Raw genomic sequence first — 16,312 nt, forward strand, 5'->3', positions numbered from 1 at the left:
GAAGGCCTGTGGGGTAGGCTGCTCACTCAGCCGTAATACCGCTGGGCTTCCTGAGATGGAACGAAGCGCGCGTTGCGACCAGTGGAGATCGGAAGCTGCAAGCGCCCGGTCTCTTCCGTCGAGAAGCGCGTCGCCGGGCCGAACTCGTTGGACCAGAAGCCAGCGCGGTCGCTGATGGCCGACGCTTTGGGCGAATACACCACCCAGCAGCCGTTTGCCTTGGACGTCATGCCGGCACCGCCTGGCGCCGCTTGGTGGCCTTGGTGTCGATCACACTCACGTCGATCAGGCGCCAGCGCCCGTCGTCGATAAGCCGCTCCAGCACTTCACCGAGCATGTCGAAATACACCTCGTCGTGCCGATCGACCAGCTCACCGTCGTGGCGCAGCTCCACCACGTAGGTGTCGCCGCCGCGGTCGTAGAGGATCGTCACCTGGCCCTCGAACTTCGCGGTCGAAACCGTGAAGCTGATCGCCGGAGGCGTTTCGATGATCTTGGACGGCGTGGGATCGACCCAGGTGAAGTCGCGGGCGCCCGCATCGACCAGCATGTGGGTGATGCGACGGAACCCGTCTGGCGCCGGCATTTCCTCCAACTGCTGGATGAGCTGGCCCAGTTCCATGCACTGCGGCTCGGGGATGGGCAGCTTGGCAGGCGCGGAGCCGAGGATGTGCTTGGTGATGGTGTAGGGAACACCGTCCGCGGTCTTCTCGGTGATCACCTCCGGGGTGTCCGCGCGCAGGCCGTCGAAGCGGCGGCGGGCATACGGTTGGACATGCACCTTGGCGCCTTCGCTGGGAACGGTAGTCACCAGGTCAGGATCGAGCACCGCAAACTCGCTGGGCTTGAGCTTGACGACAATGGCGTCGTCGTTGGCCGAGACAACCTTGCCGTCGAAGGGCTTGGGGTCTATGGCGAAGCCAAGCGTCGAGGACTGCGGCTGATCATCGAACACGCGGTACTTGAACGACCGCACGTTGCGAGGCACATGGCCTGCGACAAGCGAAGGCATCATGGATTTGATGAGGGTACGATCCATGGGAATCTCCTTGAGGAAGAACAAGGGATTCCCGCCCGCAAGGGAGAGATCCCTTGTGGGTGGCGTGGATGGACGCGGAACGTCCGATAAGAAAAAAGACCAGCACGGTTTCCCGCACTTGCAGCCTTGAAGGTCTCGGCTGCCTGGGCATGTGTCGGCAACGCCGACGAACATGGGGCAAGAATGGCCCTGGGCCGCGCTACCCGCCCGCATGAAACGGCACTGCGCCGCGCCCAGTTTCCTGCGCTACGGGCAAGAAAAAGCCCCTCGAAAGGGGCTGGATGGATCAGGCTTCGTACACGAAATAGTGTTCGCGCTGACGTGGAAAGAACACGTGCTTCCACGTGTCGCCGCTGGTGTTGCCACCGTCGAAGACGACCATTTCGTAGTCGTCAATGTCGCTGTCCACCAGGTCGGCGCTGGCGATATGGCGCATGTGTAGCATGCCTCTCGTGCGCTCGAATACCAGGATCTGGCCGATGGCGTCGTCCTGGCTCATGGCGTTGACGCAGGCTCCGAGCTGGTGCTCGAAGTCGGGTGCATGCGAGATGAGGTCGGGGAACATGAGGTTGCTCCTATGAAAATGGATCAGCCCAGCTCCGGGTGGGAGACGGGCTGACATGGGGAAGAACAAAGAGGAAGAATGGTGCGTGGCGCGACTGCTAGGACTCGGCCAGCGGCAAGCCCAGTAGCGCGGGCGCATCAGCGTCGAGGATGAGAATGCGCACATCGGCCTGGCCAGCCAGTTCAAGGATGTTCGCCAGGTCGTCCGGCATGCCCTTGTTCCGGTGCTCTTGTCGAAGCTGCTCCGCGCCGATGCCCTCGGCATGCTCCAGGTTCTGGTCCGTCCAGGGCGTGGAAATCAGCTTGACGCCGATCGCCGGGCTGTACGGAACCCGGAAGGCGATGAACAGAAAGGCCTCCGGCGTGGCGAGGTCTGCCAGGTTGGCGAGGTACTGGCCGGTTTTCCGGCTGATGTGCGCGCTGCTGATTTCCCAGCATCGGCTGTAATAGCCGGTCTCGAAACTCAACCGCTGCACCACGTCTCGCGCGGCTTCGGCCGAATAGGTGTCACCGACGTGGATCGGGCGGCCGTCGAAGTCGTCCCCGTGAATGGCATAGACCACGGCACCAACTACGCCTTCGCCGCTGACGCCTTCAACAGCATTGCATTCGGCCATCAGTTCGGCGCTGACAGGTTCAGTGCCATTCCTGACCACCGCGAACTCGCTGGTGACGATGCAGGGGGAAGAAACCAGTTCCTCATCGGAGAGATGCTGTTGGCTCACGTGGATGGCTCGCCAGACATGCGGGCTTCCGTCCTCGTAGCTGATGGACAGCGTGCGGACGATTTTCAGATTCCAGTAGCCGCGGACAAAGGGATTGGGATTTTGGGACATGGGATTTCTCCAGATTGAATAATGGAGCCAATCCCCGCCACCGGGAATTGGACCCGGTGGGTTGAAAAGAGAAAATGCGTCAGTCGGCACTGATCGTTGGCGTCTGGGCCAGCCGTTCGGCGATGCGATGGCGCACATTCAGGCGGAAATGCTCGTCGTTGATGCCCGCGAGCAGATTGGCGGCCTCCAGTGCGATCAACGCCGAGGCCTCTTCGATGTCGCTGGCCTTAATGGCTTTGCGCAGTTGGTCGCCGAGTTGGAGTGCCTGCGAGGACGTTCTGAAGACCTGGACCTCGCGGCTCAGGTAGCAGCCGCTGCCGCCGAACTCGAACAGCCTTGGCTTGCTGCAATACCAGCAGCCCTCGAACTGGATGGCGGTCAGGTCATGGCCGTCGTCGAAGCAGGTTGCGATCAGAAGTAAGGCCTCCAGATCGGCGCTGTCCTCGAACTGGTGTTGTTCGATCAGGTTCTGCAGTTCCTGATCCTGGTCGGCTCCGAAGTGCACGGCCAGCAGTTCGAGCAGTGGAGGAATCGACAAGCCTTCGTCGTCGGGCATGGGTATGCCGAGTTGCGCTGCGAGGTCTTCCAGACCGCCCAGCACATTTGACCATTGCGGATCATTGGTCTCGGCGATCCTGGCGATGTAGGCATGCCCGTTGCCGGGATAGCTTTCATCCAATGCGAAGACGCCGAACAGCGCCTGGATGACGGGGGTAACACGATCAAGCATGAGAACGCCCGTGCCCTCGTAGTAGTTGTTTGCCATGGTGGCTCCTTTCGAGAAGTGAGCGGAGCCAGCCCATGCGGACGGTGGCATCCGCAAGTAATAGCCCGAGGCCGTTGGCGCTGGGCGATGGCGAAGAAATTGAGGGACATGGCTTTGTGGGCGCATGTCCCTCTCGGGGGGAACGAAAAGCAGTGGTGCGCCGGGGACCGGCTCACCAGCCGTTGTAGTTCACCAGCAGGTCGGCGATGACCTTGCGGCGTTGCAGATCGAGACCGTCGAAGTCCGACAGTCCGTTGAAGTGGCAGCGCTTGAGCATGGCACCGCCCTCGCGCGCGTTGTAGAAGCTGACCATGGCGGACAGGAACATGCGTTCGCCGCTGCTCAGGACGCCGAGGGCATCGTTGAGCTGCAGCATGTTGGGACGCAGATCCCACTTGCTCTTGGCCTGGTTCAGACCTTCACGGGTGCCGTCACCGAACCATTCGGGGCCAGCGATCTCGACACCGCGCTTCCAGGCCTCGAAGAAGGCTTGGGGCGCGGCAGCGAAATGCTGTTCTTCCCGCATGATCTGATCGACAACTTCCCGGGGCAGTAGCTGGTTCATGACGTGATTCCTCCAGTTGGATCAGGGAATGGCGAGCTGGGACCAGCCGCCTCTTTCGAGGGCACGTTGAGCCGCGGCATAGCTGCGGAAGTACTCGCGGGATTCCCGCGAAACAGGGCCTTCGGTATCGCGCGTGCCGATGTAGTGACCGGCGGCGCTTTGCAGGACTTCGAGCGGCAGGAACTTGCCGCAGTAGGTCGAGGCTAATTCGCCAAAAGAGGCTTGCTGGGACATGGACGGGCTCCTTGGAAAAGCGGGGCCTTGTCCCTCACGGGATGGCAGCTCCCGCACGCGGTGGATAAAAAGCATCGACGTCACGGGGACGCGCGTCCGCAGACCTGATGCGATGCGGACTGGTGGGCAACGCGGGAGAGACCCGCGGCAGCCTGGAACCCTGGCTGCTGGCATGTGCTGACCGGAATCAGCGAACATGCGGGCAGCTTCGTGCGCGGGCCGTGCCGCGTCAGTTGGAAAACGGCATCCGGTCCAGCCCCGATTGCTGGGCTCGGAGAAAGAAAAAGCCCTGCACGAGTGCAGGGCTGTCAGGAGGGTGCGGTGGCGCTGGGTCAGTCGGGCTTGTCGCCCAGGACATGCTGCTTCCACAGGTCAAATGCCTGCTCGGGCGAAAGCTCGGCGAGGATGACGATGGGCTGGGCCTGCCTGGCGCGCAGCGAAGCGAAGTACGCCTTGCGGTCGGCGATGGCCTTGAGCTTGATGCCTTTGATGAACAGCAGTTTGCCGTCCTTGATGAACAGCACCTTGTTGCCGATGTCGCGGTTGAACGCGGCTCGCACCTTGCGTTCTGCGTGCATGGCATCGGCCAGTTCATCGACCAGGAAGTCGAGCGTCATGTCGATGTAGTGAGGGTCTTCACCCTCCTGGCCGAGGTCGAGCGGCGCAGGCGGCAGTCCCTTGGCGAAGGTTTCGGCCTGAGCCAGCAGCGCCGCCTTGCCATTGAGCGCGCGCAGGAACGTCGAGCCGCCGTGGCCGTCGTTGCGGGCCTCGGCGATGGGAGTACCGTCGAACACGACGGTGGCGCTGAAGCACATCGTTTCCTCGCTGGCAAAGTCGGCCACCTTGAGGTTCTTCAGCGTGATGCGGTCTTGCTTGGTGATGTTGTCCATGGGAAGTCCTGAAATCGACCGGGTGGCGACATGCCCCTGACGGGACGTGGCGGCCATCCCGTGGGTTGGAGAAAAAAGAGGCATCAATGCCCCGGTGGGCAGCGTTCGCCGGTGAGATGCCGAGGCGAACTGGCGGGTGGCGCGGTTGGAACCCGCGGCAGCCTTGACACCCTGGCTGCGGGCGGCTGCCGGTACATCGGCAGTGCAGGAGGAAGAATGGCGCGGGCCGCAGGCTGCGTCGCCGATCAATCCGAAGCGGTTGAGCCCGTCTTGTGTAGGCACTGCACCAGCCGCTGGCCCAGCCATGCCATGCACGGGACGGCCATGGAGTTGCCGATCGCCTTGTAGCGCGGCGCATCCGCGGCGGGCTTGCCGCGGTACGGGATCAGCGTGTAGTCGTCGGGCATGCCTTGCAGCCGCTCGCACTCCACGGGCATCAGCCGCCGCACGCGCCAATGCGACCAGTCGCCGGGGCCGGGGTCGTTCCAGTCGTAGCGGAAATGCGCCTCGAAGTCGGGGGTCAGCACATGGGGCTTGTCCGCGCCCCCGCCGCTGGTGCGCAGGGCGGCCGATACGTTGCCGCCCAACTCGGCGGCAAGACCCTGCTCCCGGCCGCGCAGGGACACGCAGGCCACCATCGGCACCCCGTAGCCCGGCTTGCCGTTGGACAGGACGGTGCAAGCGACCTGGCCATGACCTGACTCGAAGCGCACTTCACCGCGATTGTTCTGCGCGAAGGCAATCGCGGGCACGACACCCGCGTTCGCATGGCTGTTGCGGTGGCCGCCAGCGCGCAGCGTCGGCGTCAGGTCGAGCGTGGCATCGGCGCCGCTGCCCTGAGCGGTGAAGGCGATGATCGGAACTCCCTTGCCGGTGCCATCCTCGCTGCTGCCCTTGCCGTTGTTGGCGGTGTCGAGGGTGTGGGCGATGCTGCCAGCGACCGACTGCACCATGAACGTCTCGGTGCGAATGTCGTGCTTAGGGCCAGCGGCTATGAGGCATGCCGCCACATCGACGGGGCCAATGCCGCCGCTGAATCCGAACGTCGTCGTGACCTTGCCGTAGAACTGCTTCAGTCCTGCGAATCCTGCGAGGCCTGCGCCTGCTGATTCAGTACCCGGTCCAGCAGCGCTGGCAACTTCTTGCCACGGCGCGCGGCCCGCACAAGAATCCCCGAGCAGGCCTGCGCGCTCAAAAAGTACTTCTGCGGGATCGAGGTCATCTCCACCACTTGCCACAAGAAACACGCGCTTGCGGCGTTGGGCGACGCCGAAATATTGAGCGTCGAGCACGCGCCAGGCGATGCGGCGGCGGGGTCCAGACACACAACCAGCGTGCGCCCATTTTTCCCCTGGCGGCTGGAGCGCACGGCTTTCTCCGGCCAATGCGCCCAGGAAATGCCCGAAGGCATTGCTGCGGTCGTTGAGGACGCCTGGGACGTTTTCCCAGACGAGCGTTGCCGCCGGGCGGCGGTCTTGATGGCGGGTTTGGTCGATGGCATTTGCAAGCTCCACATAGGCAAGGGAAAGGGCTCCGCGCGGGTCATCCAGCCCGCGGCGGCTACCTGCAACGCTGAACGACTGGCACGGCGTGCCGCCGACCAGGATGTCGGGCGCCGGCACGGTGCCGGCACGCACCTGGCGGGCGATCGCGGTCATGCCGCCCAAATTGGGCACGCGGGGGTAACGGTGGGCGAGCACGGCGCTCGGGAACGGCTCGATCTCGGCAAACCATGCGGCTTCGAGGCCGAGGGGTTGCCAGGCGAGGCTCACGGCCTCGATGCCGCTGCACACGCTGCCGTACAGCAGTGGCGCGGGCTGGGGCGCACCGCGTGGGGTGCGAGGTTGCGGGTTCATGGCGTGTCTCCTGTTCGTGTGGCCCTGGACCGTTTGGCCGGGCCGGGACGTTGATCGGCAGGAGAAAGGCGCCGAAGGCCCAGCGGCCTTCGGCTCGGGAGGACAGAACCACCCGTGGGCTGATTGGCAGGCCCGGTCGTCGCTAGAACCGTCTGCTGTCAGCAATCGCACCCGGCGCATGTCGTGGTTGGCGCCGGTATCTTCTGGCGCACATCCGCGCACAAAAGGAGCCCAGTTTTTCGCCGTTGGGCACGGCATCGAATACCGCTGACCGTGAAGGGTCTCCGGGTGGCTCGCAGCCTGGCAAGCCATCGGGGGACCCTTCGCAGGGGCGGAAAAATGCAGATCAACAGAAGGCGCCGGGAAACCCCGAGCATGGTTCGCGGAGAAGCTACCTTCAGGTCCCGCAGCCGGGTACGGCTGGGCGGGACGCGCACACGGACAAGAGAAGGCGTTGCGCGCTGGGCATCCCGCAGGGCGTGCGGGACATTGGCCACGCCGCCGATGGCGGGCACGGCTCTCGGGAAACGGGGTCGGTCAAGAGCCTTTGCGGCCGCTACTGCGCGGGCGCGAGGCACCGCGCTTGGACGCGCCGGTTTCGACCGGCAGCGTGCCTTTGCAGTCGGGGTAGCGACTGCACGACCAGAAGGGGCCGGTCTTGCCGGTGCGTTGGCGCGTCGGTGCGCCGCACTGCGGACAAGCAGGCCCCTGGGGAACCTTGATGGACAGCGAGGTGCTGCCGTACTGCGCGATCAGTTGCGAAATCCATGCGGCCTGCTTGCCGATGAACACGTCCAGGGTGAGTTGTCCGGCCTCGATCATGTCGAGCGCCTGTTCCCACACGGCGGTGGTTCCGGGGTCGGCAATCGCCGCGGGTACGGCATCGATTAAGGTGAACGCCGCATCCGATGCGCGAATGGAGCGCCCCTTCTTCACGATGTAGCCGCGGGTGATCAGCCCGCTGATGATGTTGGCCCGTGTCGCCTCGGTGCCGATGCCGACCGTATCCTTGAGCTTCTGCTTCAGGCGCGGGTCTGTCACCAGCTTGGCGACCCCCTTCATGGATTTGACCAGTTCGCCTTGCGTGTAGGGCTTGGGCGGCATCGTCTTGAGCGCCTTGATCTCGGCCTCGGCCACCTGGCACGCCATGCCCTGGCGCAGCGCGGGGAGTACCTGGCTGCGCGCGGTGGTTTCCCTGTCCTCGTCCGCTTGCGGCTCGGCCAGCACCAGGCGCCAACCCTGGGCGGCCACCTGCTTTCCGGTGGCCACCAGCTTCTGCTGGCCGCAGGACAGCTCGGCGATCGTGCGGTCGAACTCGTGGTGAGGGAGGAACTGCGCCAGGTAGTGCGCGCGGATCAGCCGGTACACCGCCAGTTCCTTCTCGCTCATGGCCGAGAGGTTCGCGGGTTCCAAGGTGGGAATGATGCCGTGGTGCGCCGTCACTTTGCCGTCGTTCCAGGCGCGCGAGCGCTGGGAGCGGTCGAGCTGGTCCATGATCGGGCGCAGCGAAGGATCGGTCTTGAGCAGACTGTCGAGAACCGTGGGCACCTCGGCGAACATGCTTTCGGGCAGGTAACCGGAATCCGAACGCGGGTACGTCGTGGCCTTGTGGGTCTCGTACAGGGCCTGGGCGATCTCCAGCGTCTCTTGAACATCCAGCCCAAGCTGCTTGGAACAAACCTCCTGGAGCGTTCCCAGGTCGAACAGCAGCGGCGGGCCTTCGCGCACGCGCTCGGTTTCGACCGACACCACCTGGGCAGCACCTGCGGCGCGGATCTGCTGCGCGGCCTGCTGGGCGATGGGCTGGTGCAAGCAGCGGCCGGCGTCGTCGGTGCAGCCATCGGGCGGAACCCACTGCGCGCTGAAAGCCTGACCGCCCGCGGACAGGGACACGTCGATGGCCCAGAACGGCACCGACTTGAAGGCCGCGATCTCGCGGTCGCGGTCCACGACGAGCTTGAGCGTCGGCGTCTGGACGCGCCCGACCGAGAGCACGCCGTCATAGCCCGCCTGCCGCCCGAGCACGGTGAACAACCGGCTGAGGTTCATGCCCACCAGCCAGTCGGCGCGTGAGCGCGCCAGCGCCGAGTAGTACATCGGCAGCGTGTCGGACGATGGCCGCAGCTTGCCGAGCGCGGTGCGGATGGACGCATCGTTGAGCGCGGACAGCCACAGGCGTTCAATGGAACCGCGGTAGCCGCACAGGTCGATGATCTCGCGGGCGATCAGCTCGCCCTCGCGGTCGGCATCGGTGGCGATGACCAGATGGGTCGCCTTTGCCAGAAGCGCCTTGACGACCTTGAATTGCGTGGCAGTCTTCGGTTTGACCTCGACCCGCCATTGCTGGGGAATGATGGGCAACTGCTCCAGCGACCAGCGCTTGAGGGCCGCGTCATAGACCTCGGGGGTTGCCGCTTCCACGAGATGGCCGATGCACCAGGTGACGGTGACGCCGGAGCCGCTGAGACAGCCTTCACCGCGCTGCGTCGCGCCGAGAATCCGGCCTATGTCCTTGCCCTGGGAGGGCTTCTCGCACAAAAACAGCCGCATGTCCGTCCATCCGAATTCCGTGGTTCATGGAGTTGCTGGAATCGAGGATGCCGAGCGCCACCAGGGGCAGCAGCAAACAAGCCGCATGCGGTGGCGACCACTTTCACGGGGTGGGATGGCTGGGAGGGGAGTAGCGTGCGGCCGGGGGTACGTGGGCCGGGAGTCGCGATTTTCGGGGGCGCGTGGAAGTTGGTGGACGTTGATGGAGCTATCCCCTGGGGATAGCTCGCGAGGGCATGGGGCGACGGACAACCGCCGCCGCCCCATGTCGGGTCACTTCCTGCGCTTCGGCTCCTTCGGCGCGGTCGGTTCCTGGGCGGGCTGGGGTTTCGGCTGCACGTCCTGTGCGGTCTCCTGCTGCCTGGGGCTGAGGGTCACGGACTCGATGCGGAACGGCAGGATGCCGACGCTGCGCGCGTTGATCTGCCAGGTCTCGCGCGGCTGATCCTCGTTGTCCGTCCAGGGTTCGCGCTCCATGCGGCCGACGACCAGCACGCGCATGCCTTTCTGGTACAGGTCCTTCCAGTGCGCGGCGTCGCGGTGCCAGATTTCCACCGGCGCCCAGAAACCGCCGCGGTCCTCGAAGTCGCCGCCCTTGGTGGGGACGGGGTTGTCGAAATAAACGTTCAGCCGCAATAAGCGCCGCGGCTCGTCGTTGCCGTTGGGGAATTCGCGGTACTCCGGTGGCGAGCCGATGTTGCCCTCGCCAGAAAAATGCGTGCTCATGGTGTGATCTCCGTGGTGGTTGAAATACCCGCACCTGGTCGGCGTCGGGCGCGTGCTGGGATACCTGGCGCAATCACCGATCGCGCATGGCGGCGGGAATGGACTTGAGCCGGCGCAGGTAGGCGCCTTCCGCCTCGGCCGCCTTGCTGGCGCACTCCTGCGCCTGCCTGCCCAAGGTGTGCAACAGGCTGATCTGCATGTTCAGCGTGATGCGCTGAAGCTCGATCGCGTGCAGGTCTGCCAGCAGGTTGACCGGCGTGCTGGTGCTGGCCATCAGCTCCTGCCACAGGGCCACGCCCATGGCCGACCTGTCGTGCTTGCGCCAGCGCAAAAACGCCGTGCCTGCGCCAGTGGTCTGCAGGGCCAGTTCGATGGGCAGCAGGTGGAAGGGATGCCCGGCGGCCTGTGGCAGCACCTGTCGCTGCGCCAAGCCAATCAACTCGTCGCGCATGGCGAAGCACTGGCTGGCCCAGGCCTCCAAGTCCCCTTTACCTTTAAAGGGCTTTAAAAGGCCTTTTAGAGAGGCGGCGTGTTCCAGCCGCATGAAGGCGGTCTGTTGCAGCGGACGGAAGTAGCGGGTGTCGCAGTTCGGGTCGCTCATGCCTGCGCGTCCTCGCCCGCAGTGGTCTCGGGTGCCTCGGTGGTGGTGGCCTCGTCGGTGGGGGCATCGGCTGCGGCAGGAGCCTCACCGCGCTGCTGCAGGCCACGGCGCACGATGGGCGGCGCGAACTTCGAGCGGCGCGTGCCTTCCAGCACGTCCTGCGGCAGCTCGCCGAACTTCTCCAGCGCCGCGCGTGCTGCTGCGTTCTTCTCCGCGAAGTCGTCGCGGGTGCAGCCCGAATAGCGGTACTGCTGGGCCAACGAGAACAGGCTGCGCAGTGCATGCGCGCCTTCGTTGAGCCAGCGTTCGAGCGTCGAGCGATCGATCAGCGCGGTGTGGTGCGCGAGGATCAGCTTGCGGGCGATATCGTCGTAGTCGGCGAGCAGGTACACGGCGGCAAAGCCGAGCTGCGCATTGACGAACAGCGGCAGCTTGACCGGCTGGACGTTGAGATTTTCGCCCAGGGTGAGTGCCGGCGGCACGCTCGCCAGGGCCTGGTCCACCTGTTCGCGCAGCGATTGCAGCGTGGCCTTGGTCTGGTCGAGCTTGTCCTCGATGCGGAGCATCCAGAAGTCGCTGTACGGGTCGTCCTGCTCCGAGCCGCGCCGCATCTTGTTCATCTGGGCGATGTAGCCGTTCAGGCCGACGATGCCCGGTCGCCCTTCGGCGGCGGCGCGGCCGTGCCAGATGCGCGAGGCGTGGTGCGTGTGCAGCGTCAGCGACATCGCGCTGCGCAAGGAGCCGAGATTCAGTTGCAGGGGTTCGTTGGTGGTTGCCATGGTGTCCGCTCGTTGTTGGAAAAGAGCGGACAGCTTCGGCAGGTAGCGGAAGGCAGTCAGTCAACAAACCGAAACCCGCCCGTCCCCGGTTCACGGCGCGGTGGGTGCATGCGTCGCGAGCTATCCCCTGGGGATAGCGCCATGGAGCGCCAAGGAACGCTGCACACCCGGATCAGCGCGAACAAGGCCGATCCCGCTGCAGGCGATCGAGGCCTGGCGTGCAGCGGTTCGACGTGTAGCCGTCAGTGGAACTATCCCCAGGGGATAGCTCTACTGGAAGCCACCGGCATCCACTTCACCACCTTGCAGGCCCGCTCACTTGCTGGCGAGCAGGTTGCGCAGCCGCTCGATGTGCTGCCTGGCGACTTCTGGCGGCACAGGCTTGCCCTGCGGCTGGGATGGTGGCGGTGCTGGTGGTAGCGGCCGCTCGTTCGGCGCAACGGGCGCCGATGGCGCGTCCTTCTTGGCCCAGGCGTTGAACTCGCCATGGATGGCCCGCTGGATGATGCCGAACAGATACCCTGCAGGATTGCGGATGCCATGGTTGCTGCATCGTGCAGCCCATTCGTCCAGCACGGCCTGCCTCAGCGCAGCATCGACCTGCTGTAGTGCCACCCTCGCACCTGTCTGCTGCTCTGCCTTCAGTTCCGCGAAGCGTTTGGGCCATTGCAGGTCGCCCAGCGCGCGCGCATGCGCTTGTGCCTGCGCGGTAGTACGTACTTCATTAATACGACTACTACGTACTGTACGGGCCTGCTTCGGATTCCGAAGAGAGGCCTCTGGCGCGGGTTTCGACCCTGCTTCGTATTCCGAAGTGGGATCGTCAGGATTCCGAAGAAGGCTCGTCGCCCCTTCTTCGGATTCGTGCGTGGCGTCCTCCTGTGGATAACTTTCGTGCGCCCCGACGCCCTGGCTGGCGAGGCGTTCGGCCAGGACTTGCAGCCTCGATGGCAGGGTGCGCCCGGCCAGCATCGGGTCTTCGCCGATTTCCTTGAGGGTGTGCAGGCCTACGATCTGCACGGCTTTGGCCGAATGGCCGAGAGCCTGGCTGACGAGTTGCAGGTAGTCCGGGTCGAGCTGCATCGCTTCAAAGGGGGTCAGCGGCTCGTCGTGCAGGACATAGAGGTTGCCGAGGATGCGGCCGGTCTTGGCGTCGCGCCGTCGCCGCACCAGGCTCAGCCATCGAGTCAGCCGCAGCAGCGTCAGTGCTCGCGCCACGGTTTCGTGCGAGGCTTGCCCGGCGCAGGGCATCGACGCCAGCCAGGGCCGAAGCTGTTCATACGTCGGGAACGCCGTCACGCCATCGTCGTTGAGCATCAGCCGGAAGACCTGCCAGGCATTGCGCTCCAGCGGCGTCAGGCGACGGTCGAGGAACAGCCGTCGCGGTACGGTCTCGTGCCGGTTGCCGCTGAACAGGAAGGCATCGCCAGACGCCGGACCAGTGGGCATCGCGACAGGTGTAGGTGTGGGCGGGGGCGCGTCGGCGTTGGGCTTGGGCACAAGGTCTTTCAGCGCAGCGTCGAACAGGTCTGCGAGTGCGATGGGGCCACGACGTGGTGCGGTGTCGTCCACGGCCATGGTTACCCCAATCCTTGATCGACCCAGCTCTTGATCGAAGCCCAGACCACCGACAGAGGCAGCGACATGCCTTCGGCGAGGTCCATGGCGGCATCGAGGATGGAGGTTTCGTCTTCGAGATCGACGTTCCTGCTGCTGGTCACGGCCTTCCATTGCCGCCACAGCTCCGTGTCCTGCTTCTCGTCCAGCACGGGATGGCGACCCTTGCGCTTGGGCAGGCCGAGGATTTCGCGGCGAAGCGCCACTTCCTGGTGGGTCAGGCCGTAGAAGCGGCTGACCATTTCGGTGCTCGCGCCGAGGCGCAGCATGCGATCGACCGTGGCGATCTCCTTCTCCACATCCTGCGCCTGCCTGAGCAGACGCCGGAGCACTTCGCGGTTGACCGTCACCGAGCACCACGAGACGTTGGCGTTGGCCAGCACGCTGATCAGCGCGGGATGCTTGAGGGCGTCCAGCTCTTCCTCGCCAAACCCCATCAGCTTGCAGCGGCGCAGTTGCCCATTGCGCAGGTCATAGAGGGCCTGGGCGATGACGGCCTGGTTGAGTGGGTGTGGTGCGGACATGCTGGTCTCCCTCGGTCACGTTCCAGGGTCCGCAGCGCCGGCGTCCAGGTCGAGCAGACGGCGGGCCAGCCGCAGCAGCCGGAACAGCTTGACCAGTGCGGTGTCGCTCAGGCGCCGGGTTGCGTCGCCTTGTCCGTGCAGCAACGCCGACAGGTCGATGACGAATTGCCTGTTATCCAAGCCGACGTCGGCGAGCTGCTGACCGGCCATGCATGCCAGCAGCGCCAGGACGGCACGGCCCAGCGGCTCCAGGTCTTGGGCGTGGGCACGGCAGGCGAAACCGATGCCGTCTGGACGGTCATCGATGCACTCGTCCAGGCGAGCCTCGCCCGCGATCTCGCGGGCGAACTGCGCGACGTGGATGCGCAGGCGCTCGGGCGTGTCCAGGCTCGCGTCGATGTGCCAGACGTCGGAAATCGGGTAGAGACCGCCTGCTTGGACGGGAATGGACTGCAAGACGTTGGCCGAGAAATCGGGCAGCGCATCCCCCAGCTCGTCGGCGACCATCCGCTGAATGGATTGCAGCCGCTCCGTCGTCGGTGCAGGCGAAACGATGTGCCCCTGCAGCCGATCACCAGGAGCAGCCATGGGGCTTCCTGCGGGTGAGCCGTCCGACCCTGAGCCGCCCTCGCGCTCGCGCGACCCAGGTGTGGCTGCCGGCGTCGGGGCCGATGGGGCCGGCGCCGCGGGCGGGCGTGCCATGGTGTCAGGCTCAGGCAGCGTGGGCGGTGCCGTTGGTGGGGTCGGATCGCTGACCAGGGCGCGATGGCGGCTTTCGGATTCGGTGAGGTCGAGCGCCAGTACGTCGTAGTCGATGCCGAGCAGTTCGGACATTTGGCCGATCAGCTCGTCCTGCACGCGCTGGGGGGCGAACTCGTCGGCCTGCGTGTCGAACTGCGACAGCACCTCCTGAAAGAAGTCATCGAAGTCCTGTACCAGTAGTGTGCGGCCTTTGGCGTAGCGCTCCCACGCGAGCATGCAGGCCTTGCGCATGACCGACAGGCGTTCGACCTGGTGGCGGCCGAGCCCGCCATAGAGCACGGTCGGGATCGCCGGCAGGAGGTAGCGCACCGCGTCGTTCATCCGGCTGATGTGCGACTGCTGGACCGGGAAACCATCGGCGGCGAGGCGGCGTGCCAGTTCGGACTGGCTCAGGGCGGCGCCGCTTTCCTGCTCGTAGAACTCGCGCGCCTTCTCGACGCCGAGGGCGCGCTCGATGAACGTCAGGCCTCCACGCAATTCGTTCTCGGCCAGGTGGCCGGTCAGCATGACGACTTCGCCGCGGCTAGGCCACGGCCGGAACAGGCACGATATGCGAAAGAACCGCTCGTCCTTGGTCTCCGACCACAGTTCGCGCAGGATCGCTAGGCGCGTGTTGCCGCCGTTGCGAATGATGTAGTGGTCCTCGCCCGGGCGCCGGGTGATCGCCGGGGCTGCGTCCAGGCCGCGCTCGCGGATGGACGCCTTGATGTCCTCGTAGGCCGGGTTGCGCTTCTTCCTGGGATCGTGGTCGTAGGGGCGCAACTGGTCCAGGGTCACGACCATGGGCGTGTCGGCGATCGGGTCGCTCAAGGCCGAGGTGGACGGGCCGCTGCGCTCGAACCCGGCCGCGAGCAGCTTGCCGGCCATCTGCTGGGAGGTCATTTCAGCCATGGCGGCCTCCCTGCACTGGGGACCGGGCCTCGCGCTCGGCGCGGCGGATTTGCGCGCGGGCGTTGAGGGCGGCCCGGTGGTCACTGGCCGTCGAACTGGTGTAGATCGCGGCGCAGCCGGCCTTGGTGAATTTGAGGTGGCCGCCCGGCGTGCGCTTGACGTGCCAGCCCTCGCCGACGGCGAATTCGATCAGGGCGCGCAGCCGCTTATGGCCTCGGGCCAGTTCATGTGCGCTCGCCATGGGGCCTCCCGGTATCCAGAGGAAATGGCGGGCGGCCGGACACCGTGGCAAATCGGTGCTGCCATTGCGGGAACAGTTCGCCGGCGAGGCCGCGGATGGTGTCGAGTGCGGCGGGGGCGACTCTGCCCGGTGGCTGGCGGTATTCGACCCGATGCACTGGCAGGCCGCGCGTCGCGGCGCGCGGATAGGCTTCGATGGCCGGCACGTCGGTGGTCAGCACGCGGATGCCGGCGTGGTCCTGGAACAGTTCGCGCAAGGCCTGTTGGATCAGCCGGGCGTTCGCCGACACCGGGTGGACCCGGTTGATGAGCAGATGCAGCGGCGGCGGCTCGATGCCCAGGTGCCGGTACGGAGCGATGTCCTCCAGCAACTGCATGGTGCCGCGCCGCAGTTCGCGGGCGGCGAGGATTTCCGGGGTCACGGGTGACAGCGCGAGATCGGAAGCGAGCACCGCCATCTCCAGCGTCACCGAACGCGCGCCCTGGGTGTCGATCAGCACCAGGTCGTAGAGAGGAGCCAGCATGGGCAGCAGGTGCCGCAGCCGCAGGCGCCCATCCGGCGCGTGCAGCAACAAGGTGCTCAGCTCGCCCCGGTGGTCGTTGGACAGCACCAGGTCCAGGCCCGTAATGATCGTGCGGGACACGAGCTGGCCGAGGTCGCGCTCGTTGAAGGCCAGCAGCTCATAGATGCCACCAGGCGCACGGTGTCCCAGTTCGTAGTAGGACGACAAGGTGGGCTGCACGTCGAGATCGAGCAGCAGCACGCGCAGCCCCGCGTCGGCGACGAGCCCGCCCAGGTTCGCGGCAGTGGTGGTCTTGCCGACGCCACCTTTCGTTGAAATGATGGATACAACCTGCATGGCGTTCTCCGT

The 16,312-nt window shown here is 65.5% G+C and carries 18 protein-coding genes; all 18 read right to left on the bottom strand.

Annotated features, from left to right (window positions below):
* Positions 1-26 precede the first annotated feature (26 nt).
* The 18 genes from HBO11_RS18735 to HBO11_RS18820 all read right to left on the bottom strand — a co-directional run bounded on the left by HBO11_RS18735 (position 27) and on the right by HBO11_RS18820 (position 16,300).
* Positions 27-230 (bottom strand): hypothetical protein, encoded by a 204-nt coding sequence (locus HBO11_RS18735; protein WP_017640408.1) that lies wholly within the window; start codon positions 228-230, stop codon positions 27-29.
* Entirely contained in the window at positions 227-1,039 is an 813-nt protein-coding gene (locus tag HBO11_RS18740; RefSeq protein ID WP_017640407.1) for a hypothetical protein, read from the bottom strand. Before HBO11_RS18740 ends, HBO11_RS18735 begins: the two co-directional genes overlap by 4 nt.
* 286 nt (positions 1,040-1,325) lie before the next feature.
* A complete protein-coding gene (locus HBO11_RS18745; protein ID WP_003290191.1) occupies positions 1,326-1,604 on the bottom strand; it encodes a hypothetical protein in 279 nt (92 codons plus the stop codon).
* Between the two features lie 97 nt (positions 1,605-1,701).
* Positions 1,702-2,439, bottom strand: a complete 738-nt coding sequence (locus HBO11_RS18750; RefSeq protein WP_011489289.1) for a hypothetical protein — start codon at positions 2,437-2,439, stop codon at positions 1,702-1,704.
* A 79-nt stretch (positions 2,440-2,518) separates the two neighbouring features.
* Positions 2,519-3,205, bottom strand: coding sequence for a hypothetical protein (locus HBO11_RS18755; RefSeq protein ID WP_017640406.1), 687 nt, complete (start codon positions 3,203-3,205; stop codon positions 2,519-2,521).
* Positions 3,206-3,377: 172 nt separating this feature from the next.
* Entirely contained in the window at positions 3,378-3,770 is a 393-nt protein-coding gene (locus HBO11_RS18760; protein ID WP_003290188.1) for a hypothetical protein, read from the bottom strand.
* Positions 3,771-3,791: 21 nt separating this feature from the next.
* Positions 3,792-4,004 (bottom strand): hypothetical protein, encoded by a 213-nt coding sequence (locus HBO11_RS18765; RefSeq protein ID WP_017640405.1) that lies wholly within the window; start codon positions 4,002-4,004, stop codon positions 3,792-3,794.
* A gap of 332 nt (positions 4,005-4,336) precedes the next feature.
* Entirely contained in the window at positions 4,337-4,894 is a 558-nt protein-coding gene (locus HBO11_RS18770; protein WP_017640404.1) for a hypothetical protein, read from the bottom strand.
* Positions 4,895-5,139: 245 nt separating this feature from the next.
* The gene (locus HBO11_RS18775) at positions 5,140-6,750 is read right to left on the bottom strand and encodes a DNA cytosine methyltransferase (protein WP_017640403.1); all 1,611 of its coding nucleotides are present in this window, start codon (positions 6,748-6,750) and stop codon (positions 5,140-5,142) included.
* A gap of 537 nt (positions 6,751-7,287) precedes the next feature.
* Positions 7,288-9,300, bottom strand: coding sequence for a DNA topoisomerase III (locus HBO11_RS18780; protein ID WP_058130698.1), 2,013 nt, complete (start codon positions 9,298-9,300; stop codon positions 7,288-7,290).
* Between the two features lie 273 nt (positions 9,301-9,573).
* The gene (locus tag HBO11_RS18785) at positions 9,574-10,026 is read right to left on the bottom strand and encodes a single-stranded DNA-binding protein (protein ID WP_017640401.1); all 453 of its coding nucleotides are present in this window, start codon (positions 10,024-10,026) and stop codon (positions 9,574-9,576) included.
* 73 nt (positions 10,027-10,099) lie between these two features.
* Positions 10,100-10,627 (bottom strand): DUF3158 family protein, encoded by a 528-nt coding sequence (locus HBO11_RS18790; RefSeq protein WP_026083766.1) that lies wholly within the window; start codon positions 10,625-10,627, stop codon positions 10,100-10,102.
* The gene (locus HBO11_RS18795; RefSeq protein WP_017640399.1) at positions 10,624-11,406 is read right to left on the bottom strand and encodes a PFL_4669 family integrating conjugative element protein; all 783 of its coding nucleotides are present in this window, start codon (positions 11,404-11,406) and stop codon (positions 10,624-10,626) included. The genes HBO11_RS18790 and HBO11_RS18795 overlap by 4 nt, the downstream gene beginning before the upstream one ends.
* 315 nt (positions 11,407-11,721) lie before the next feature.
* Positions 11,722-12,984, bottom strand: coding sequence for an STY4528 family pathogenicity island replication protein (locus HBO11_RS18800; protein ID WP_017640398.1), 1,263 nt, complete (start codon positions 12,982-12,984; stop codon positions 11,722-11,724).
* A gap of 2 nt (positions 12,985-12,986) precedes the next feature.
* Positions 12,987-13,547, bottom strand: a complete 561-nt coding sequence (locus HBO11_RS18805; protein ID WP_003821054.1) for a DUF2857 domain-containing protein — start codon at positions 13,545-13,547, stop codon at positions 12,987-12,989.
* Positions 13,548-13,562: 15 nt separating this feature from the next.
* On the bottom strand, positions 13,563-15,200 hold the full coding sequence (locus tag HBO11_RS18810; RefSeq protein WP_017640397.1) for a ParB family protein: 1,638 nt from the start codon (positions 15,198-15,200) through the stop codon (positions 13,563-13,565).
* Positions 15,193-15,441 (bottom strand): hypothetical protein, encoded by a 249-nt coding sequence (locus tag HBO11_RS18815; RefSeq protein WP_003821044.1) that lies wholly within the window; start codon positions 15,439-15,441, stop codon positions 15,193-15,195. The genes HBO11_RS18810 and HBO11_RS18815 overlap by 8 nt, the downstream gene beginning before the upstream one ends.
* Positions 15,425-16,300: a ParA family protein gene (locus tag HBO11_RS18820; RefSeq protein ID WP_017640396.1), complete on the bottom strand. Its 876-nt coding sequence runs from the start codon at positions 16,298-16,300 to the stop codon at positions 15,425-15,427. Before HBO11_RS18820 ends, HBO11_RS18815 begins: the two co-directional genes overlap by 17 nt.
* Positions 16,301-16,312: the final 12 nt, after the last annotated feature.

The sequence above is a fragment of the Pseudomonas sp. WS 5010 genome, assembly GCF_012985565.1.
Taxonomy (GTDB): Bacteria; Pseudomonadota; Gammaproteobacteria; order Pseudomonadales; family Pseudomonadaceae; genus Aquipseudomonas.